Source organism: Streptomyces sp. NPDC005202 (assembly GCF_040608235.1).
Lineage (GTDB): Bacteria > Actinomycetota > Actinomycetes > Streptomycetales > Streptomycetaceae > Streptomyces.
This window is the reverse complement of record NZ_JBEXHW010000008.1, coordinates 143,837-164,659: the sequence shown is the minus strand read 5'-3', so window position 1 is coordinate 164,659 and position 20,823 is coordinate 143,837. Positions and strand designations below refer to the sequence as shown.

The following is a 20,823-nucleotide window of genomic DNA, read 5'->3' as shown; positions in this document are numbered from 1 at the left end:
AGCCCCTGCCTGAAGTTTTCCCGGTTTTGAAAGTTTCCGCCCGTCGCCGCCATCACCGCAGCTCCGTAAGTATTTCGCAGGCGTAGACCAACGGCAGCCTCCGGGCCCCCTTCCCACCTTGCGGTCTACGTGCGTAGCTTCTTGAACAGGCCATCAATGGCATGCCCACGCCAGCACCACCGCGGGTCGACGGCGCCCCGCTCTCCCCACCCGGCCGGCATGCCCTGTGTTTCCCCCACCGAGCACCACCGAGTCTTCGGAGGCACGTCATGCCCGTGCACAGATCCGGCACGGCCCGCGCGCGGCGACTCACCGTCGCGGGGATCCTGCTCGCCGCGTTTTCCTGCCTGTTCACCCTCCCCTCCTCGGCCGCCACCACGCCCGCCCGCGGCTCCGCCCACATGGGCATGGGCGTCCTGGCGCACGACGGCCGGGGCGGCACGCCCGCAAACACCGCCGTCGCCCAGACGGAGGGCGTCGACGTCAGCGGCTACCAGGGCAACGTCGCCTGGTCGACCCTGTGGAGCAGCGGGGTCAGGTGGGCGTACACGAAGGCGACGGAGGGGACGTACTACACGAACCCCTACTTCGCCCAGCAGTACAACGGCTCGTACAACGTGGGCATGATCCGCGGCGCGTACCACTTCGCGACCCCGGACACCACCAGCGGCGCCACCCAGGCCAACTACTTCGTCGACCACGGCGGCGGCTGGTCCCGCGACGGCAAGACCCTGCCGGGCACGCTCGACATCGAGTGGAACCCGTACGGGGCCGCCTGCTACGGCAAGACGCAGAGCGCGATGGTCAGCTGGATCGCCGACTTCCTCAACACCTACAAGTCCCGCACGGGCCGGGACGCCGTGATCTACACGGCCACCAGCTGGTGGACCCAGTGCACCGGCAACTACGGCGGCTTCGCCTCCGCCAACCCGCTGTGGATCGCCCGCTACGCCTCCGACCCGGGGACGCTGCCGGCCGGCTGGGGCTACTACACCATGTGGCAGTACACGTCCTCGGGCCCGACGGTCGGGGACCACGACAAGTTCAACGGGGCACTGGACCGGGTGCAGGCGCTCGCCAACGGCTGACGGACCGACGTACGGCGCCGTGCGGCCGTGCGGCCGTGCGGAAACCGTACGCGTGGTGAAGGCCCGGGCCTCCCTCACGGGACCCGGGCCTTCCCTCATCCGGTCGCGTCCGTCACGCCGCGACCGGAACCTCCGGCGTCGCGCCGTTCGTGGCCGGCGCGAGCGCCAGCTCGAGGACCTGGCGGACGTCGGTGACGGTGTGGACGTCCAGCTTGTCCAGCACCTCGGCCGGAACGTCGTCCAGGTCGGGCTCGTTGCGCTTGGGGATGATCACGGTGGTCACCCCGGCTCGGTGCGCGGCGAGCAGCTTCTGCTTCACACCGCCGATGGGCAGGACGCGGCCGGTCAGCGACACCTCGCCGGTCATCGCCACGTCCGTGCGGACCAGGCGGCCGGAGAGGAGCGACGCAAGCGCCGTCGTCATGGTGATGCCCGCGCTCGGGCCGTCCTTCGGGACCGCGCCCGCCGGGAAGTGGATGTGCACGCCCCGGTCCTTCAGGTCGCCCACCGGCAGCTCCAGCTCGGCGCCGTGGCTGCGCAGGAAGCTCAGCGCGATCTGCGCCGACTCCTTCATCACGTCGCCCAGCTGGCCGGTCAGCGTCAGGCCCGCCGCGCCCGTCTCCGGGTCGGCCAGCGACGCCTCGACGAACAGCACGTCGCCACCCGCGCCGGTGACCGCGAGACCGGTCGCCACGCCCGGGACGGCCGTGCGCCGCTCGGCCGGGTCCTGGGCGGACTCGGGCACGTGGTGCGGCCGGCCGATCAGGCCGCGCAGGTCGCCGTCCGTGACGGTGAACGGCAGTTCCCGCTCACCCAGTTCGTGCTGGGCCGCGACCTTGCGCAGCAGTCGCGCGATGGAACGCTCGAGGTTACGGACGCCCGCCTCACGCGTGTACTCGCCGGCGAGCCTGCGCAGCGCGCTCTCGTCGATCGTGACCTCGTCCTTGTTCAGGCCCGCCCGCTCCAGCTGGCGCGGAAGCAGGTGGTCGCGGGCGATGACGATCTTCTCGTCCTCGGTGTAGCCGTCCAGGCGCACGATCTCCATGCGGTCGGCCAGCGCCTCCGGGATGGCCTCCAGGACGTTCGCCGTCGCGAGGAACACGACGTCGGACAGGTCGAGTTCCACCTCCAGGTAGTGGTCCCGGAAGGTGTGGTTCTGCGCCGGGTCCAGCACCTCCAGCAGCGCCGCGGCCGGATCGCCCCGGAAGTCCGAGCCGACCTTGTCGATCTCGTCGAGCAGGACGACCGGGTTCATGGACCCCGCCTCCTTGATGGCGCGGACGATCCGGCCGGGCAGCGCGCCGACGTACGTACGCCGGTGACCGCGGATCTCGGCCTCGTCACGGACGCCGCCGAGGGCCACGCGGACGAACTTGCGCCCCATGGCGTGCGCGACCGACTCGCCGAGCGACGTCTTGCCCACGCCGGGCGGGCCGACGAGCGCGAGCACGGCACCGCCGCGCCGCCCGCCGATCACGCCGAGGCCACGGTCCATACGGCGCTTGCGCACCGCCAGGTACTCGGTGATCCGCTCCTTCACGTCCTCCAGGCCCGCGTGCTCGGTGTCGAGGATCGCCTGGGCACCCTGGATGTCGTAGGCGTCCTCCGTCCGCTCGTTCCACGGCATCTCCAGGACCGTGTCGAGCCAGGTGCGGATCCAGGAGCCCTCGGGCGACTGGTCGGAGGCGCGCTCCAGCTTGTCGACCTCCTTCAGGGCCGCCTCGCGGACCTTCTCGGGCAGGTCGGCCGCATCGACGCGGGCGCGGTAGTCGTCGGACTCGTCCGCCTCGGACTCGCCGTTCAGCTCGCGCAGCTCCTTGCGGACGGCCTCCAGCTGGCGGCGCAGCAGGAACTCGCGCTGCTGCTTGTCGACGCCCGCCTGGACGTCCTTGGCGATGCTCTCGGCCACGTCCTGCTCGGCCAGGTGGTCGCGCAGCTGCTGGGTGGCGAGCTTCAGGCGGGCCACCGGGTCGGCGGTCTCCAGCAGCTCCACCTTCTGGTCGGTGGTCAGGAAGGGCGAGTAACCGGAGTTGTCGGCCAGGGCGGAGACGTCGTCGATGGCCTGGACGCGGTCGACGACCTGCCACGCGCCGCGCTTCTTGAGCCAGCTGGTGGCGAGGGCCTTGTACTCCTTGACCAGCTCCGTGACGTGGCCGGGCAGCGGGTCCGGCGCGCTCTCGTCGATCATCGTTCCCTCGACCCACAGCGCCGCACCCGGGCCGGTGGTCCCGGCGCCGATCTTCACGCGGCTTCGGCCGCGGATCAGGGCGCCCGGGTCACCGTCGGCCAGTCGGCCGACCTGCTCGACCGTGCCCAGCACGCCGGTGCTCGCGTACCTCCCGTCGATGCGTGGCACCAGGAGGACCTTCGGCTTTCCGGGCTCTGACGAGGCGGCGGCCTGCGCGGCCTCCACCGCGGCCCGCACCTCGGAGTCGCTCAGGTCCAGCGGGACCACCATCCCGGGCAGCACGACCTCGTCGTCGAGCGGCAGCACAGGCAGGGTGAGCGGTGTGGACGTCGAAGCCATGATCTCCCCTTCGGCAGTCAAGTTGAGCTATGCCGACTCAATGCTTGGCACTGTTTGATTGTTCCCCGACAGGTGTTCGCTCTGAGCGATCGGGTGGGAACCTTCGGCGCACAAGGGCGCGGGTGGTGTACTGGCACAGCCATCGGGGCGGGTCATCTGTTTTCCCGGCCGGTGCGGGAAGAGGGCGGCCGACTCCTAGACGTAGGCGGGGCCGTGGTGGGCCAGGTTCAGGGCCAGGGCAGCCACCGCCAGGCCGAAGAACGCGGCCCAGGCGCCGAAGTGATGGTCATGAGCTCGCAGATGGGCACCGAACGCGCCGAGGAAGTACAGCACGAGGCCGACGGCGGCGAACGCGCCCACCACCGGAACGGCGAACCCGACGAGCAACCCCAGTGCGCCCGCCCCCCAGCAGCGTGCCCAGCGGGCGCACCCAGGACCGGGGCACGCCCAGCTTGTCGGCCTGGCTCCTGGGATACTCGTGGCCGATGAGGTTGGCAACGGCGGCCAAGGCGTTGACGGCCGAGGCGACAAGGTGACGGCGACGTAGGCGGCGAACACAAAGGCCTCCTGCATCCGGAGAACGACAGCTGGTTGTTCACCTCAGGGACGAGTCGGCGCCGTCAGAAGTGACATGGTCGCGGACTCTCAGACGGCGGCCGGTCCCTGGCTGCGGGCGCGGTGCCGACGGCGTATCACCGGCCAGGTCGCCATGCCGAGGCCGACGGAGATGAGATGGCCCCAGCTCGTCATCGGGTCCGTGAACCCGATCAGGTCCTCCAGCACCATCCCGACGAAGACGGCGAGCAGGGGCCAGCGCAGCCAGGGGGTGAGCAGACCGGACAGGGCGCCGACGCTGGCGGCGACGCCGAAGCTGATGCCGTAGTCGAGGCGGTGCAGCGAACTGTCGGGCAGATGGCCCGCGAGCACCGCGAGCCCGACGGGGACCTCGGTGGCGAGGGTGGCCAGCACATGCCCGAACAGGAAGACACCCGCCGCGCGCAGGCCGCCTATCCGGCGCTCCAGGGCGGTCAGCACCAGCAGGAAGCACAGCGCGTACGGCGACGTGACCCCGCCCGCGATCCACAGCGCGCTGGCCGACAGCACCAGCAGGGGCGCCCGCACGAGGTGCGCGACGTCGGTGCTGGAACTCTGGTACAGGGCGTGCGTCAGCGCGGGATCGGCGTACCGGGCGACGAGCGAGGTGACGGCCAGCACGGCCGCGTACCCAAAGGTGAACGGCGTTCCCGTGGGACTGGGCAGCAGGCGCCAGGGGCGCAGCCCGCGGAGCCATGCGGGGAGGCGGGGAACCTTCGGAACCGTCGGCCGCACGAGGGGCGTTCCTCCGACAACCCCTGCGGCAGACCCGGCCGGCACAGCCTTGGCGGCCCGGCCCGGCACAGCCTCCGCAGCCCGGCCCGGCACAGCCTTCGCAGCCCGGCCCGGCACGGCCTCCGCGACGGTGGCCGTCGGCCGCCCCCGCTGCTGCGGCATGCCGTCCAGCAGCTGCGAGACGTCCGCGAGCACGACGTCCGCGTCCGGATCCGGTGGAAGGGGCGCGCCCGAAGGCGTCGACGAGGCCGCGGCGTCAGCCGTCGCAGTCCGATCCACGGTGAGGCGCTCCTTCCGTCCCGCCCCACCCTTGGCGCCTCAGACGTCCCTGTCTATGACCGACGCCACCCGAGTACCGATTCACAGCAACCTCTGAACTTCCCGACGCGTCCGCCACGGGTCCGTGTCCGGCTTCAACTCCCCGGTCCCAACGGCCCGCTGGCGGGTCGCGGACATGACCTCCACGAGTTCCCGGCAGCGCTGGACGACGTAACGTGGCCGTACCGGTAATTCACGTGGCCGTTCAGGCCCGTTCGGGCAGGATGAGCCCATGACCGCCTCGTACGACACTCCTGTGGTGCTGGACCGTCGCGAGGGTCCCTACGGCGAGATCGTGCTGCGTCGGCACGGCGCGCTGCTGCAGATCATCGCCAACGGCTGCTTCCTGATGGACACCTCCGACGGCCGCTCCGAGCGCCTCCTTGTCGACGCCGCCCTCGGCGCGCTGGACGGGCGCCCGGAGCCGGACGTCCTGATCGGCGGCCTGGGCGTCGGCTTCTCGCTCGCGCATGCGGCGGCCGATCCGCGCTGGGGCCGGATCACGGTCGTCGAACGCGAGCGCGCCGTCATCGACTGGCACCGCGACGGCCCCCTCGCCGAGCTGACCGCCCAGGCCCTCGCCGACCCGCGCACCGCGATCGTCGAAGCCGACCTGATCGGTTACGTCAATGAGACATCCGCCACGTTCGACGCGCTGTGCCTCGACATTGACAACGGGCCCGACTGGACGGTCACCGAAGACAACGAGGGCCTGTACGATCCGGCCGGACTGGCAAGCTGCGCAAGGGTGTTGAGGCCCGGCGGGGTGCTCGCGGTGTGGTCGGCCCAGCCGTCTCCAGAATTTGAAGGAACCTTGCGGAATGTCGGGTTCCAGCAGGTGCGCACCGAAGAGATCCCCGTTGCCCGGGGCGTACCGGACGTCGTGCACCTCGCCGTCCGACCTGGATAGCAAAGGCGCGGTGACTCCCCGTACTCTGCTTCCCTGACGCGGATCATTCAAGCGTCAATCGCAGTCATGGGATCACCCCACGGATTCCGGAAAGCACACTTCAGGGGCGGGCGATGGAGCAGACACACACCTCCCACAACGGCACGACGGCGGCAACCCCGGGCGCGCAGCGTCGGGTCCTGGTGGTCGAGGACGACGCGACCATCGTGGATGCCATCGCCACCCGCCTGCGCGCCGAGGGATTCCTTGTGCAAACCGCGGGCGACGGCCCGGCCGCCGTCGACACCGCCGAGGCCTGGCAGCCCGACCTGCTGATCCTCGACATCATGCTGCCCGGCTTCGACGGCCTGGAGGTCTGCCGCCGGGTGCAGGCCCAGCGGCCGGTGCCGGTGCTGATGCTCACCGCGCGGGACGACGAGACCGACATGCTGGTCGGACTCGGGGTCGGCGCCGACGACTACATGACCAAGCCGTTCTCGATGCGGGAGCTGGCCGCGCGCGTGCACGTGCTGCTGCGCCGCATGGAGCGGGCCGCCCTGGCCGCGGCCACCCCGCGCTCGGGCATCCTGCGCCTGGGCGAGCTGGAGATCGACCACGCGCAGCGCCGGGTGCGGGTGCGCAGCGAGGACGTCCACCTCACCCCCACCGAGTTCGACCTCCTCGTGTGCCTGGCGAACACCCCGCGCGCGGTGCTCTCCCGCGAGCAGCTGCTCGCGGAGGTGTGGGACTGGGCGGACGCCTCCGGCACCCGGACCGTCGACAGCCACATCAAGGCGCTGCGCCGGAAGATCGGCGCCGAGCGGATCCGCACGGTGCACGGCGTGGGCTACGCCCTGGAGACCCCGACCCCATGAGCGACGGGCCGGCCGCACGGAAAGGCCCCGGGGAGGAGCCCTGGGGCGGCGTACGCCCGTTCTCGATCAAGACCAAGCTGGGCGCGCTGGTCGTCATCTCGGTGCTGATCACCACTGGTCTGTCGATGATCGCGGTGCACACCAAGACGGAGCTGCGCTTCATCACGGTCTTCTCGATGATCGCCACGCTCCTCATTACGCAGTTCGTGGCGCATTCGCTCACCGCGCCGCTGGACGAGATGAACACGGTGGCCCGGTCGATCTCGCACGGCGACTACACGCGCCGGGTGCGCGAGAACCGCCGCGACGAGCTGGGCGACCTGGCGCAGACGATCAACCGCATGGCCGACGAGCTGGCGGCCCAGGACCGCCAGCGCAAGGAGTTGGTGGCGAACGTCTCGCACGAGCTGCGCACCCCCATCGCGGGTCTGCGCGCGGTGCTGGAGAACATCGTGGACGGGGTCACCCAGGCCGACCCCGAGACCATGCGCACGGCTCTGAAACAGACTGAGCGGCTCGGCCGGCTGGTAGAGACGCTGCTGGACCTCTCCCGCCTGGACAACGGTGTCGTACCACTGAAGAAGCGGCGTTTCGAGGTGTGGCCGTACCTCTCGGGCGTGCTGAAGGAGGCCAACATGGTCGCCTCCGTGCGCGCGGGCATCGCCTCGGGTTCCGGCAGCCACACGCGTACGGACGTCCATCTGCATCTCGACGTCTCCCCGCCGGAGTTGACCGCGCACGCGGACCCCGAGCGCATCCACCAGGTCGTCGCCAACCTGATCGACAACGCGGTCAAGCACAGCCCGCCGCACGGCCGCGTGACGGTGAAGGCGCGGCGCGGCCCGCAGCCGGAGTCGCTGGAGCTGGAAGTCCTCGACGAGGGGCCCGGCATTCCCAGGTCCGAGTGGCACCGCGTCTTCGAACGCTTCAACCGGGGAGCGGTGAGCCGACCGCACGGCCCCGGCAGCGACGGCGGCACGGGCCTGGGGCTGGCGATCGCCCGCTGGGCGGTGGATCTGCACGGTGGCCGGATCGGAGTGGCCGAATCCGAGCGTGGCTGCCGGATCCTCGTCACTCTTCCGGGACACTCGTCCGCGCCAAGTTGACGTAAAGTCCGAACCGGAACGACAAGATCCACGAGGGTCCCCGCAGACGGACACGTGTGATCAGGCAGGGGGCTGCGTCTTTCGAAGGCCAGGCCCGGGTCGACCCTTCCCTTTCACAACGGAACCACGCTTGTTTCCCGCCATTCCCAGCCCCGAAACACGCTGTGCGATGTGACTTACACGACGAAGAACCGGCCCGACCTGACCTTCCCGGTCCTGGAGGCGTAGCCTTTATTCCCGCTGTCCATCACCTTGTGAAGCGGAAGAGGGCGGTTGCCGCCGTGTCGCCACAGTCCCCCAGTAACTCGAGCATCTCGATCGACACCGACCAAGCCGGGAAGAACCCCGCGGCCGCGTTCGGTCCCAACGAGTGGCTCGTCGACGAGATCTATCAGCAGTACCTCCAGGACCCGAATTCCGTAGACCGCGCCTGGTGGGACTTCTTCGCCGACTACAAGCCGGGGGCCCCTGCCTCCTCGGCTCCGGCGGGTACTGCGGCCGCGGGGGCCGCAGAGACCACCACCACGGCTCAGGCGGCGCCCGCTGCCCCGGCTGCCCCGGCCCAGGCCGCGCCCGCGGCCCCCGCCGCGCCTGCCGCTCCCGCGCCGGCCCCGGCCGCCGCGAAGCCCGCGGCCGCCGCTCCGGCCCCGGCTGCGGCGAAGCCCGCCGCCCAGGCCCCGGCTCCCGCGAAGCCCGCCGCGCCCGCCGCCGAGCCCAAGGCGAAGGCGAAGGCCGAGCCCGCCGGCGAGAGCACCGAGGGCCCCGAGCTCGTCCCCCTGCGCGGCCCGGCCGCCGCGGTCGCGAAGAACATGGACGCCTCCCTGGAGCTGCCCACGGCCACGTCCGTGCGCGCCGTCCCGGTGAAGCTGCTGTTCGACAACCGCATCGTCATCAACAACCACCTCAAGCGTGCCCGCGGCGGGAAGATCTCCTTCACGCACATCATCGGCTACGCGATGGTCCAGGCCATCAAGGCGATGCCGTCGATGAACTGGCACTACGCGAAGGTGGACGGCAAGCCCACCCTCGTCAAGCCGGACCACATCAACCTCGGCCTGGCCATCGACCTGGTGAAGCCCAACGGCGACCGCCAGCTGGTCGTCGCGGCGATCAAGAAGGCCGAGACGCTGAACTTCTTCGAGTTCTGGCAGGCCTACGAGGACATCGTCCGCCGCGCCCGCGACGGCAAGCTGACGATGGACGACTTCACCGGCGTCACGGTCTCCCTGACCAACCCCGGCGGCCTCGGCACGGTCCACTCGGTGCCGCGTCTGATGCCCGGCCAGTCGTTGATCATGGGCGTCGGCTCCATGGACTACCCGGCGGAGTTCCAGGGCACCTCCCAGGACACCCTGAACAAGCTCGGCATCTCCAAGGTCATGACGCTCACGTCGACGTACGACCACCGGGTGATCCAGGGCGCCGCCTCCGGCGAGTTCCTGCGCCAGGTCGCGAACCTGCTGCTTGGCGAGAACAACTTCTACGACGAGATCTTCGAGGCGCTGCGCATCCCCTACGAGCCGGTCCGCTGGCTCAGGGACATCGACGCCTCGCACGACGACGACGTCACCAAGGCCGCCCGCGTCTTCGAGCTGATCCACTCCTACCGGGTCCGCGGCCACGTCATGGCCGACACCGACCCGCTGGAGTACCGCCAGCGCAAGCACCCCGACCTGGACATCGTCGAGCACGGCCTCACCCTGTGGGACCTGGAGCGCGAGTTCGCCGTCGGCGGCTTCGCCGGCAAGTCGATGATGAAGCTGCGCGACATCCTCGGCGTGCTGCGTGACTCGTACTGCCGCACCACCGGCATCGAGTACATGCACATCCAGGACCCCAAGCAGCGCAAGTGGATCCAGGACCGCTTGGAGCGCCCGCACTCCAAGCCGGAGCGCGAGGAGCAGCTGCGCATCCTGCGCCGCCTGAACGCTGCGGAGGCCTTCGAAACCTTCCTGCAGACGAAGTACGTCGGCCAGAAGCGCTTCTCCCTGGAGGGCGGCGAGTCCGTCATCCCGCTGCTGGACGCGGTGCTGGACTCGGCGGCCGAGTCCCGCCTCGACGAGGTCGTCATCGGCATGGCCCACCGCGGCCGCCTGAACGTGCTCGCCAACATCGTCGGCAAGTCGTACGCGCAGATCTTCCGCGAGTTCGAGGGCAACCTCGACCCGAAGTCGATGCACGGCTCCGGCGACGTGAAGTACCACCTCGGCGCCGAGGGCGTCTTCACCGGCCTGGACGGCGAGCAGATCAAGGTCAGCCTGGTCGCGAACCCGTCCCACCTGGAGGCCGTCGACCCGGTCCTCGAGGGCGTGGCCCGCGCCAAGCAGGACATCATCAACAAGGGCGGTACGGACTTCACGGTCCTGCCGGTGGCGATCCACGGCGACGCGGCCTTCGCGGGCCAGGGCGTGGTGGCCGAGACCCTGAACATGTCGCAGCTGCGCGGCTACCGCACCGGCGGCACGGTCCACATCGTCATCAACAACCAGGTCGGCTTCACCGCGGCCCCCGAGTCCTCGCGTTCCTCCATGTACGCGACGGACGTGGCCCGCATGATCGAGGCCCCGATCTTCCACGTGAACGGCGACGACCCCGAGGCGGTCGTGCGCGTCGCACGCCTGGCCTTCGAGTTCCGCCAGGCGTTCAACAAGGACGTGGTGATCGACCTCATCTGCTACCGCCGCCGCGGTCACAACGAGTCGGACAACCCGGCCTTCACCCAGCCGCTGATGTACGACCTGATCGACAAGAAGCGCTCGGTGCGCAAGCTGTACACCGAGTCGCTGATCGGCCGCGGTGACATCACCCTGGAGGAGGCCGAGCAGGCCCTGCAGGACTACCAGGGCCAGCTGGAGAAGGTCTTCACGGAGGTCCGCGAGGCCACCTCCCAGCCGGTCGCCGCGGACGTGCAGGAGCCGCAGGACGGCTTCCCGGTCCCGGTCGACACGGCCGTCTCCACCGAGGTCGTCAAGCGGATCGCCGAGTCCCAGGTCAACGTCCCCGACCACATCACCGTCCACCCGCGCCTGCTGCCGCAGCTGCAGCGCCGGGCGGCCATGGTCGAGGACGGCACGATCGACTGGGGCATGGGCGAGACGCTGGCCATCGGCTCGCTGCTCCTCGAGGGCGTCCCGGTCCGCCTGTCCGGCCAGGACTCCCGCCGCGGCACCTTTGGCCAGCGCCATGCGGTGATCATCGACCGCAAAACCGGCGAGGACTTCACGCCGCTGCTGTACCTGTCCGAGGACCAGGCCCGCTACAACGTCTACGACTCGCTGCTCAGCGAGTACGCGGCGATGGGCTTCGAGTACGGCTACTCACTGGCCCGCCCGGACGCCCTCGTCATGTGGGAGGCCCAGTTCGGCGACTTCGCCAACGGCGCCCAGACGGTGGTGGACGAGTTCATCTCGTCGGCGGAGCAGAAGTGGGGCCAGACGAGCGGCGTGGTGCTCCTGCTGCCGCACGGCTACGAGGGTCAGGGCCCGGACCACTCCTCGGCCCGCCCGGAGCGCTTCCTGCAGCTGTGCGCGCAGAACAACATGACGGTCGCGATGCCGACCCTGCCGTCGAACTACTTCCACCTCCTGCGGTGGCAGGTGCACAACCCGCACCACAAGCCGCTGATCGTTTTCACCCCGAAGTCGATGCTGCGCCTGAAGGCCGCGGCCTCGAAGGCGGAGGAGTTCACGACGGGCCAGTTCCGCCCGGTCATCGGCGACACGTCGGTCGACCCGGCGGCGGTGCGCAAGGTCGTCTTCTGCGCCGGCAAGGTCTACTACGACCTCGATGCCGAGCGTCAGAAGCGCGGCGTGACGGACACGGCGATCATCCGCATGGAGCGCCTGTACCCGATCCCGGGTGCCGAGCTCCAGGCGGAGATCAAGAAGTACCCGAACGTCGAGAAGTACCTGTGGGCCCAGGAAGAGCCGGCCAACCAGGGCGCCTGGCCGTTCGTCGCCCTCAACCTCATCGACCACCTGGACCTGGCGGTCGGTGCGGACATCCCGCCGGGCGAGCGCCTGCGCCGCATCTCCCGCCCGCACAGCTCGTCCCCGGCCGTCGGTTCCGCCAAGCGGCACCAGGCCGAGCAGGAGCAGCTGGTCCGCGAGGTGTTCGAGGCGTGAGCCTCTGAACCCGCCCGACGGCGAGGGCCCGGTCCCGGAGCTTTCGGAGCTTTCCGGGGCCGGGCCCTTTCGCGCCGGTCACTACGTAGGCTGTTGAGCAGGGCCATCCCCGTACGAACGCAGGAGAACAACCCCATGTACTTCACCGACCGAGGAATCGAGGAACTCGAGAAGCGGCGCGGCGAGGAGGAGATCACCTTCGCGTGGCTCGCCGAGCAGTTGCGGACGTTCGTCGATCTGAACCCGGACTTCGAGGTGCCGGTGGAGCGGTTGGCGACGTGGCTGGCTCGGCTGGACGACGAGGACGACGAGTAGGGATCACATCGCGGGCACCCCTTTGCGGGCGCCTCGTGCTTCCTGGGCGACCCCTCGCGGCGCCTCATGTTTCCTCGGGCGCCCCTTTGCGGGCGCCCTGACGTTTTTTCTTGAGGTGGGGCCGTCAGTCGAGGGGGCGGACGAGGTCGTACGCCAGGCCCAGGGCGCCGTGGACCAGGAGGAGGGCGCCCGCGGCGATCCAGCCGCCGCTGTGGCGTCGTAGGCCCCAGGCGGTGAGGGGCAGGCCCACGGCCACCTGGGCGAGGGACAGGGCGCGCGCCCAGGGGCCGCCCGGCCGGGGCGGCCAGGAGGCGAGGCGGCCGCGGTCGACCGCGGCGCGTGCCGCGCGGCCCGTCTCGCGCCGGCCGGACCACTCGACCCGGCGGGCGTCGGGCCGGGCGCGGGCGGCGTCAAGGAGGTGGTCGGCGCCTTCGCCGGGAGCGAGTCCGGCGGGCAGGGAGACGCCCACGCGGGTGAGGACGGCGAGCAGGCCGCGCAGGCGGGTGCGGGCGTCGGCCGCGGCGTCCGGTTGCGTCAGCCGGTCGAGGGACTGCCTGTCCAGGAGGGGGTCGAGGCCCAGGCGGGCGGCGAAGGTGCGCATCGCCTCGTCCTCGCCGGCCGGGGTGCCGTTCGCGAGCCAGACGTAGCCGACGGGGCGGCGGAAGCCGGACGCGAGGATGTAGCCGGCGCGGTCCACGTCCCACCACAGGGCCAGGACGGGCCAGGGGGCGCCGACAGCGAGCGCCGTGGCCCAGCCGGTCAGCACGCGGTCGACCGGCTCACCGCCGTGCCACCACGGCGTTCCCTCGGGGACGAGCACGCTCCACTCCTCGCCGGCCCGGACCAGCAGCATGTGCTCGCGCAGCAGGTGGGCGGCGGGGGCGACGGAGTCGGGTTCCGCCCGGCAGAGCAGCAGGGCGCCGGGGGCGGGACCGGCCTGGGGACGGGCCGGGGACTTGTCCGTCGACATGACCCCACGCTAGGGCAATATGCCCGATCTCAGGTGTTCTGGATCACCAGAACGGGTGTCTTGACTTTCCGTGGCCGCGATATATCGTGTTTTACGGGAGACGCGATATGGCGTGTCGCGTCGCCGTCCGGTCCCGTACCCGGTCCTGCGGTCCCGCGCGGTCCGGTCCGTCCCAGGAGGTCTGCACCATGTCCGAGTGGTCCGTCGGCGAGCCCAGGAAGCTCGCCTTCGACGAGCCCGTGACCGAGGTCCATGTCCGCATCGTCAACGGAACGGTGAACGTCGTGGGCACGGACGAAGGTTCCGCCCGCCTGGAGGTCTCCGAGATCGAGGGGCCGCCCCTGGTGGTCACCCAGCAGGGCGGCACGCTGACAGTGGCGTACGACGACCTGCCGTGGAAGGGCTTCCTCAGGTGGCTCGACCGGAAGGGCTGGCGACGCAGCGCGGTGGTGTCCCTGGCGGTTCCGGCGAGCACGCGCGTGGAGCTCGGCGTGGTCGGCGCCGCGGCGATGGTCTCCGGGATCGACGGGCGCGCGGAGGTGAAGGGTGTCTCCGGGGACACGACCCTGGTGGGGCTCACCGGCCCGGTGCGGGCGGACACCGTGTCGGGCAACGTGGAGGCGCAGGCCCTCTCCGGGGACCTGCGGTTCAACTCCGTCTCCGGTGATCTGACCGTGGTCGAGGGCGCCGGCTCCTCGGTCAAGGCCGACTCGGTGAGCGGGTCGATGATCGTCGACCTCGACGCGGCGGGCCGCGCCACCGACGTCAACCTGACGAGCGTCTCCGGCGAGATCGCCATCCGGCTGCCCCACCCGGCGGACGCGGAGGTGGAGGCGAACACCGCGAGCGGGACGGTGTCCAACGCCTTCGAGGACCTCCGGGTCAGCGGCCAGTGGGGCGCCAAGCGGATCACGGGCCGACTCGGCGCGGGCAACGGCAGGCTGAAGGCGACGACGGTCTCCGGCTCGATCGCCCTGCTGCGGCGCCCGCCCACGGAGGACGAGCCATGGGACGTGGGGGACAGTTCCGCTTCCGGTCCGGGCGACGGTTCCACCGGCGCTCCGACCGACGACACGACCGACAAGAAGGTGCTCTGACATGCCTCCCGTCTTCGCCCACGGACGCCTCCGCCTGTACCTGCTCAAGCTGCTCGACGAGGCCCCGCGCCACGGCTACGAGGTGATCCGGCTCCTGGAGGAGCGCTTCCAGGGGCTGTACGCACCGTCGGCGGGCACCGTGTACCCGCGGCTGGCCAAGCTGGAGGCCGAGGGCCTGGTCACGCACACCACCGAAGGCGGCCGCAAGGTGTACGCCATCACGGACGCGGGCCGTGCCGAACTGGCCGACCGCAGCGGTGAACTGGCCGACCTGGAGCTGGAGATCCGCGAGTCGGTCGCCGAGCTCGCCGCCGAGATCCGGGCCGATGTGCGCGGCGCCGCGGGCGACCTGCGGCGCGAGATGCGCGCGGCGGCCTCCGAGGCCCGGCAGGGCTCCCGCGCGGGAGCCGGGGAGCCGGGAGCCGGGGGGTACGGCGACCTCGGCGACAAGGAGTCGTGGCGCGTCGCCAAGGAGGAGATGCGCCGCGTGAAGCAGGAGTGGAAGGAGCAGGCCAGGCGCGCCAAGGACGAGAGCCGCCGGGCCCGCGAGGAGGCCCAGCGGGCCCGGCGCCAGGCCAAGGAGGCGCAGGAGCGGGCGCGGGCCCAGGCGCAGGAGGAGCTGCAGCGGATCGCCCGGCGGGTCCAGGAGCAGGTGCAGGACCACTTCGCGCGGGGCGACTGGCCGACGGGGGTGCGCGAGGGGCTGACCGAACTGGCCAAGGAGGTCGGCGAGTTCGGAAAGAACTTCGGGCAGGAGTTCGGCAAGGACTTCGGGTTCGGGCGCACGACGACCGGCACGTCGACGGCGGGGCCCGAGTACACGCAGACCCCGGAGGACTTCCCGGCCGACTACGAACCGGCCTGGGCCCACGAGGACTTCACCGGCGACCCGGCCCGTGACCTGGACCGGCTCCTCGACCGCTTCCGGGACGACATCCGCGACGCGGCCCGCGACCACGGCGTCACGGCCGACCAGCTCCGCGACGCCCGCCGCCACCTGTCGACGGCGGCGGCCCACATCGGAGCGGTGCTGCGCAGGCCGAAGGTCTGAGGAGCCTCAGCTCTGGCGGTGCGCCCGGCGGCCGGGTCGGGCTCGGTACGGCCCGGCGGCCGGATCTCGCTCAGCACGGCCCCGCGGTCGGATCTAGCTCAGCATGGCCCAGCGGCACGGGTCGGGCTCAGCACGGCGCAGGAGTCAGGCGCACCGCTGGAGGAAGCAGCCGTGCTTGCCGCCCGCGAACCCCCCTCCCTCGGTACGCCGGGCGCCGCCCGTCAGCCGGCCTGTGCCTCTCCCGCGCCGTACAGCACGCGGGTCAGCGACTCGTGCGTCACCCCCTGATCGGCGAGGACCTCGGCGGGCACGCCGGGGCGGACGGTCAGGGCGAGGAGGATGTGTTCGTCGCCGACGTGCCGGTCGCCGTGGGCGATGGCGGTGCGCAGGGCCTTTTCGAGGACACCCTTGGCCTCCCGGCTGAAGCCGCGGCGCCCGGACCACCAGCCCTTGTCCTTCCCACCACCGGACAGGGCGCCGACGCCGTGCACCTCCTCCACCCGGGCGACGATCTCGGTGACGTCGATCCCCAGCCCCGCGAGGGCGTCAGCCTCCGCCCGGGACAGCCCGGCCCGCCGCCGCGCTTCGCCCAGCTCCCGCCGCACCGGCTCCTTGCGCTCGCGCTCGCCCAGCCCCAGCGCGGCCAGCGCGAACGAGGCGCGGCTCGCCTCGCGGTCGAGCAGGGCGAGCAGCATGTGGTCCACGTCGACGGTCTGCGCCCCCGACCGTTCGCAGTGCTCCACCGCGCCCCGTACCACCTCGCGGGCGTCCTTCGTGAACCGTTCGAACATCACTGCCTCCCGTACTTCTTGTGCACGGCCTGCCTGCTCACGCCGAGTTCGGCGGCGATCTCCTGCCACGACCAGCCCTGGTTGCGCGCGCTGCGCACCTGCACCGCCTCCAGCTGCTCCAGCAGCCGGCGCAGCGCGGCGACGGCCCGCAGCCCGACCCGCGGATCGCGGTCGCCCGCGCGCTCGGCGAGATCCGTTGCTTCGGTCATGGTGTCAACCTACGTTGACAACCCTCCCTGCGTCAACCAGGGTTGACAAATGAAGGTGCGGACAGGCGGACGGCGGGCCCGGAAGCCCGAGCCCGCCGCCGAAGCACGAGAAGAACAGAAGAACGAGAAGAACGAGAAGAACGAGAAGAACGAGGAGGGAATCAGGAGGTGGTGAGGACGATCTTGCCGAACTGGTCGCCCGACTCCAGCCGTTCGAAGCCCTCGCGGGCACGGTCGAGCGGAAGCACCTCGTCGATGACGGGGCGTACGCCGGTGGCGGCGCAGAAGGAGAGCAGGTCCTCCAGTTCGTCCTTGGTGCCCATCGTCGAGCCGACGACCCTGAGCTCCAGGAAGAAGATGCGGGTGAGTTCGGCGTGGGAGGGCCGGTCACCGCTCGTGGCACCGGAGATAACGATCGTGCCGCCGGGGCGCAGCGACTTCACCGAGTGGGACCAGGTGGCCGCGCCGACAGTCTCGATGACGGCGTCCACGCGCTGCGGCAGCCGCGCTCCCGGCTCCAGCGCCTCCACGGCGCCCAGTTCCACCGCCCGCTTGCGCTTGGCCTCGTCGCGGCTGGTGGCGAAGACGCGCAGGCCGGCCGCCTTGCCGAGCACGATGGCCGCCGTGGCGACACCGCCGCCGGCGCCCTGGACGAGGACCGAGTCGCCCGGGCGTACACCGGCGTTGGTGAAGAGCATGCGGTACGCCGTGAGCCAGGCCGTGGGCAGGCAGGCGGCCTCCTCGAAGGACAGCTCCTTGGGCTTGGGCAGGATGTTCCAGGTCGGCACGGCGACCTGTTCGGCGAAGGTGCCCTGGTAGCGCTCGGTGAGGATGGAGCGGGGTTCCCCGGGGCCGACGCCGTGGCCGGTCTGACCGATGACGGAGTGCAGGACGACCTCGTTGCCGTCCTCGTCGACGCCGGCGGCGTCGCAGCCGAGGATCATGGGCAGTTTGTCCTCGGACAGGCCCACGCCCCTCAGCGACCAGAGGTCGTGGTGGTTCAGGGAGGCGGCCTTGACGTTGACCGTACTCCAGCCGGGGCGGGCCTCCGGGGCCGGGCGCTCCCCCAACTCGAGGCCGCTCAGCGGCTGGTCGCGGTCGATTCGGGCGGCGTAGACAGCGAACATGACCTTGACGATAGGGGTGCCGTTCGGCCGACGGAACCGTAGGGCCCTGTGAGACACGTCTTCTTGCGCAACGTGGGTGGCGTGGGCCGAGGCGGGCCGGGGGCGCAGACCGACGGTGACGGTGCGGCCGGCGCCGCGACCGGGGGTGGGCTGCGCAGCCCGCGGCGGCCCGAAACCGCCCGAAACGGGTGATGGGTAAAGAAAATGGCCCCACCCGAACGGGCGGGGCCATTCGCGTCACGTCAGCGACGGGCAACCCCTTCAGCCCGCGCCGCCGCAGCCACCGCCGCCGTAACCGCCGGGGCGACCCGCTCGTCGAACGGCGAGGGGATGACGTAGTCGGGAGCCAGGTCGTCCCCGACGACTCCCGCCAGCGCCTCCGCCGCCGCGATCTTCATTCCCTCGGTGATCCGGGAGGCCCGCACCTGCAGCGCCCCGGCGAAGATCCCGGGGAACGCCAGCACGTTGTTGATCTGGTTCGGGAAGTCCGACCGCCCGGTCGCCACGACCGCCGCGTACTTGTGCGCGACCTCGGGGTGCACCTCGGGATTCGGGTTGGCCATCGCGAAGACGAAGGCCCCCTCGGCCATCGACGCCACCGCCGGCTCCGGCACCGTACCGCCGGAGACGCCGATGAAGACGTCGGCGCCGGCCAGCCCGTCCTCCAGCGACCCCACGAGGCCCGCCTTGTTGGTGAACCCGGCCAGCTCCCGCTTGACCAGCGTCAGGTCGTCCCGGTCGGCCGACACGATGCCCTTTCGGTCCGCGACGGCGACGTCGCCGATCCCGGCCTCCACCAGCATCTTCGCGATGGCGACACCCGCCGCGCCCGCACCGGAGATGACCGCACGCAGATCGCCGAGTGCCTTCCCGCTCAGCCGCGCAGCGTTCCGCAGCGCCGCCAGCGTGACGACCGCCGTACCGTGCTGGTCGTCGTGGAAGACCGGGATGTCCAGCCGCTCCTGCAGCTTGCGCTCGATCTCGAAGCACCGCGGCGCCGAGATGTCCTCCAGGTTCACCCCGCCGAAGGACGGGGCCAGCCGGACGACGGTCTCCACGATCTCGTCGACGTCGGTGCAGTCGAGCGCGATCGGCACCGCGTCGACGCCGCCGAACTGCTTGAAGAGGATTGCCTTCCCCTCCATCACCGGAAGGGAGGCCTGGGGGCCGATGTCCCCGAGCCCCAGCACGGCCGTACCGTCGGTCACGACCGCGACCACGGACGACTTCCACGTGTACTCGTGGACCAGCTCCGGCTGCTCCGCGATCGCGGTGCACACGCGCGCGACGCCGGGCGTGTACGCCAGGGACAGGTCGTCCTTGTCACGGACGGGCACGGTGGCCTGCACGGCCATCTTGCCGCCGCGGTGCAGCGCGAAGGCCGGATCGAAGGAATCGAGGGGCTCGGCCCCGCCGTCCTGGTCCGTACTGTCGTCGCTGCGAGGATTGACGATCTCCGCTGCCACTTGGTTTTACCCCTTAAGTGTTCATGGGTTGAGGGTTGGCCACTCCTGGTGAGGGGTGGGCGGGCACCGCGTACGGCCCTGGTCGGTTGATCGTGACGGGTACATACGCGACGGGCGCGCCGCACACGCGCCCTGAGCCCCGGATGAGGGGTGTAAAGAACCTTCTTACCGGACGGACGGCGCCGACGACGAGTCCATAACGCCAAGGTCACATGACGACGACCCGACACTTGACCCAATATGGGGACAAGTCCTCGGCACACGCTCGACAAGGCCTCAAGCACCCACATACGCCCTGTCATGACTGATCGCATCCTGGGATGCGCCGAAGATCTTCCGGCTGGAAGAAGACATTCCCGCAGATGGTCCGGCCTTGATGGACCGGCTTCGGGCGGTTCGGGGATCACCCGTTATCCGATTTTGACATGGCGAGTCCCCTGAATGGCGCAACCCGAATGGCAAGATGCGGTCAATCACACGAGGTCGCGACACCTGAGGGTGTGTGTTCTCGTCGACCCATCGGCAACTCCACCCATCCGCCGGAGGAACCCACCATGACCGCACGCTCCACCCGTCGTCCGACCGCCGCGCACTCCCGGCTAGCTGCGGTCGGTGCGATCGCGGTCGCAGGCGCCCTGATACTCACCGGCTGCGGTGACCAGACCAAGGACAAGAACAAGTCCTCCGGCAGCGCGTCCACCAGCTCCGCCCCGCTGGCCGACAAGCTCCCGGCGTCGATCCGCGACAAGGGCGTCATCCGGGTCGGCTCGGACATCGCGTACGCGCCCGTCGAGTTCAAGGACGCCTCCGGCAAGGTCGCCGGCCTGGACCCGGACCTCGCGGACGCGATGGGCAAGCAGCTCGGCGTGAAGTTCGACTTCCAGAACGGCACCTTCGACGCCCTGCTCACCGGCATCCGCTCCAACCGCTACGACATCGCCATGTCGGCGATGACGGACAACAAGAGCCGCCAGCAGGGCATCGACCCCACCACGGGCAAGAAGGTCGGCGAGGGCGTCGACTTCGTCGACTACCTGACCGCCGGTGTCTCGATCTACGCGCGCAAGGGCGACACCAAGGGCATCACCTCCTGGTCCGACCTGTGCGGCAAGAAGATCGCCCTGGAGCGCGGGACCGTCTCGGAGGACCTCGCCAAGAGCGAGGCCAAGAAGTGCCCGAGCGGCAAGAAGCTCACCATCGAGGCCTTCGACGACGACCAGCAGGCCCAGACCCGCCTGCGCTCGGGCGGCGCCGACGCGGCCTCCTCCGACTTCCCGGTCGCCGCGTACGCGGTGAAGACCTCCGGCGGCGGCAAGGACTTCCAGCTCGTCGGCGACCAGGTCGAGGCGGCCCCGTACGGCATCGCCGTCGCCAAGAGCAACACGCAGCTGCGCGACGCTCTGCAGGCCGCGATGAACGCGATCATCAAGAGCGGCGAGTACGAGAAGATCCTGGAGAAGTGGGGCGCCCAGGACGGCGCCGTGAAGGAATCCGTCATCAACGGCGGCAAGTGACCGCGCCCGAGCGGCCACTGAGAGGCA

Annotated in this window: 18 protein-coding genes; 10 read left to right on the top strand and 8 right to left on the bottom strand. The window is 70.7% G+C overall.

Annotated features, from left to right (window positions below; all coding sequences use genetic code 11):
- The first annotated feature begins 269 nt into the window (after positions 1-269).
- A complete protein-coding gene (locus tag ABZV31_RS15725) occupies positions 270-1,088 on the top strand; it encodes a lysozyme (protein WP_355893433.1) in 819 nt (272 codons plus the stop codon).
- Between the two features lie 112 nt (positions 1,089-1,200).
- On the opposite strand, the gene lon is transcribed toward ABZV31_RS15725, so the two are convergent.
- The 3 genes from lon to ABZV31_RS15710 form a co-directional block, all read right to left on the bottom strand.
- Positions 1,201-3,615 (bottom strand): endopeptidase La, encoded by a 2,415-nt coding sequence (lon, locus tag ABZV31_RS15720; RefSeq protein WP_355893430.1) that lies wholly within the window; start codon positions 3,613-3,615, stop codon positions 1,201-1,203.
- Positions 3,616-3,810: 195 nt separating this feature from the next.
- Positions 3,811-3,975: a hypothetical protein gene (locus ABZV31_RS15715; RefSeq protein WP_355893428.1), complete on the bottom strand. Its 165-nt coding sequence runs from the start codon at positions 3,973-3,975 to the stop codon at positions 3,811-3,813.
- A gap of 285 nt (positions 3,976-4,260) precedes the next feature.
- Positions 4,261-5,223, bottom strand: a complete 963-nt coding sequence (locus tag ABZV31_RS15710) for a rhomboid-like protein (protein WP_355893425.1) — start codon at positions 5,221-5,223, stop codon at positions 4,261-4,263.
- 271 nt (positions 5,224-5,494) lie between these two features.
- Here ABZV31_RS15710 and ABZV31_RS15705 point away from each other — a divergent pair, with 271 nt between their 5' ends.
- The 5 genes from ABZV31_RS15705 to ABZV31_RS15685 all read left to right on the top strand — a co-directional run bounded on the left by ABZV31_RS15705 (position 5,495) and on the right by ABZV31_RS15685 (position 12,571).
- Complete coding sequence (locus tag ABZV31_RS15705) at positions 5,495-6,172, top strand: spermidine synthase (protein ID WP_355893422.1); 678 nt, start codon at positions 5,495-5,497, stop codon at positions 6,170-6,172.
- Positions 6,173-6,285: 113 nt separating this feature from the next.
- Positions 6,286-7,026, top strand: coding sequence for a response regulator transcription factor (locus tag ABZV31_RS15700; RefSeq protein ID WP_355893419.1), 741 nt, complete (start codon positions 6,286-6,288; stop codon positions 7,024-7,026).
- Entirely contained in the window at positions 7,023-8,132 is a 1,110-nt protein-coding gene (locus tag ABZV31_RS15695; protein WP_355893417.1) for an ATP-binding protein, read from the top strand. The genes ABZV31_RS15700 and ABZV31_RS15695 overlap by 4 nt, the downstream gene beginning before the upstream one ends.
- 281 nt (positions 8,133-8,413) lie before the next feature.
- On the top strand, positions 8,414-12,256 hold the full coding sequence (locus ABZV31_RS15690; RefSeq protein WP_355893414.1) for a multifunctional oxoglutarate decarboxylase/oxoglutarate dehydrogenase thiamine pyrophosphate-binding subunit/dihydrolipoyllysine-residue succinyltransferase subunit: 3,843 nt from the start codon (positions 8,414-8,416) through the stop codon (positions 12,254-12,256).
- A 135-nt stretch (positions 12,257-12,391) separates the two neighbouring features.
- Positions 12,392-12,571 carry a DUF6104 family protein gene (locus ABZV31_RS15685; RefSeq protein WP_355893411.1) on the top strand — a complete coding sequence of 60 codons (180 nt, stop codon included), beginning with the start codon at positions 12,392-12,394 and terminating at the stop codon, positions 12,569-12,571.
- A 124-nt stretch (positions 12,572-12,695) separates the two neighbouring features.
- Here the strand turns inward: ABZV31_RS15685 and ABZV31_RS15680 are convergent, their stop codons facing one another.
- Positions 12,696-13,541 carry a hypothetical protein gene (locus ABZV31_RS15680; protein ID WP_355893408.1) on the bottom strand — a complete coding sequence of 282 codons (846 nt, stop codon included), beginning with the start codon at positions 13,539-13,541 and terminating at the stop codon, positions 12,696-12,698.
- A gap of 188 nt (positions 13,542-13,729) precedes the next feature.
- Between ABZV31_RS15680 and ABZV31_RS15675 the strand changes: the two genes are divergently transcribed.
- Positions 13,730-14,638, top strand: a complete 909-nt coding sequence (locus tag ABZV31_RS15675) for a DUF4097 family beta strand repeat-containing protein (protein WP_355893405.1) — start codon at positions 13,730-13,732, stop codon at positions 14,636-14,638.
- 1 nt (position 14,639) lies between these two features.
- On the top strand, positions 14,640-15,689 hold the full coding sequence (locus ABZV31_RS15670) for a helix-turn-helix transcriptional regulator (RefSeq protein WP_355893403.1): 1,050 nt from the start codon (positions 14,640-14,642) through the stop codon (positions 15,687-15,689).
- Positions 15,690-15,910: 221 nt separating this feature from the next.
- On the opposite strand, the gene ABZV31_RS15665 is transcribed toward ABZV31_RS15670, so the two are convergent.
- Positions 15,911-16,480, bottom strand: coding sequence for a Clp protease N-terminal domain-containing protein (locus tag ABZV31_RS15665; RefSeq protein WP_355893400.1), 570 nt, complete (start codon positions 16,478-16,480; stop codon positions 15,911-15,913).
- Positions 16,480-16,689, bottom strand: a complete 210-nt coding sequence (locus tag ABZV31_RS15660; RefSeq protein WP_018571396.1) for an HTH domain-containing protein — start codon at positions 16,687-16,689, stop codon at positions 16,480-16,482. Before ABZV31_RS15660 ends, ABZV31_RS15665 begins: the two co-directional genes overlap by 1 nt.
- 49 nt (positions 16,690-16,738) lie before the next feature.
- Here ABZV31_RS15660 and ABZV31_RS15655 point away from each other — a divergent pair, with 49 nt between their 5' ends.
- Positions 16,739-16,864, top strand: a complete 126-nt coding sequence (locus ABZV31_RS15655; RefSeq protein ID WP_355893397.1) for a hypothetical protein — start codon at positions 16,739-16,741, stop codon at positions 16,862-16,864.
- On the opposite strand, the gene ABZV31_RS15650 is transcribed toward ABZV31_RS15655, so the two are convergent.
- Together ABZV31_RS15650 and ABZV31_RS15645 are read right to left on the bottom strand one after the other, a co-directional pair.
- Positions 16,851-17,816 carry a zinc-binding dehydrogenase gene (locus tag ABZV31_RS15650; protein ID WP_355893394.1) on the bottom strand — a complete coding sequence of 322 codons (966 nt, stop codon included), beginning with the start codon at positions 17,814-17,816 and terminating at the stop codon, positions 16,851-16,853. The genes ABZV31_RS15655 and ABZV31_RS15650 overlap by 14 nt on opposite strands.
- Before the next feature lie 242 nt (positions 17,817-18,058).
- Positions 18,059-19,282: an NADP-dependent malic enzyme gene (locus ABZV31_RS15645; RefSeq protein WP_355893391.1), complete on the bottom strand. Its 1,224-nt coding sequence runs from the start codon at positions 19,280-19,282 to the stop codon at positions 18,059-18,061.
- Between the two features lie 554 nt (positions 19,283-19,836).
- Here ABZV31_RS15645 and ABZV31_RS15640 point away from each other — a divergent pair.
- Positions 19,837-20,796, top strand: coding sequence for an ABC transporter substrate-binding protein (locus ABZV31_RS15640; protein ID WP_355893388.1), 960 nt, complete (start codon positions 19,837-19,839; stop codon positions 20,794-20,796).
- The last annotated feature ends 27 nt before the right edge of the window (positions 20,797-20,823 follow it).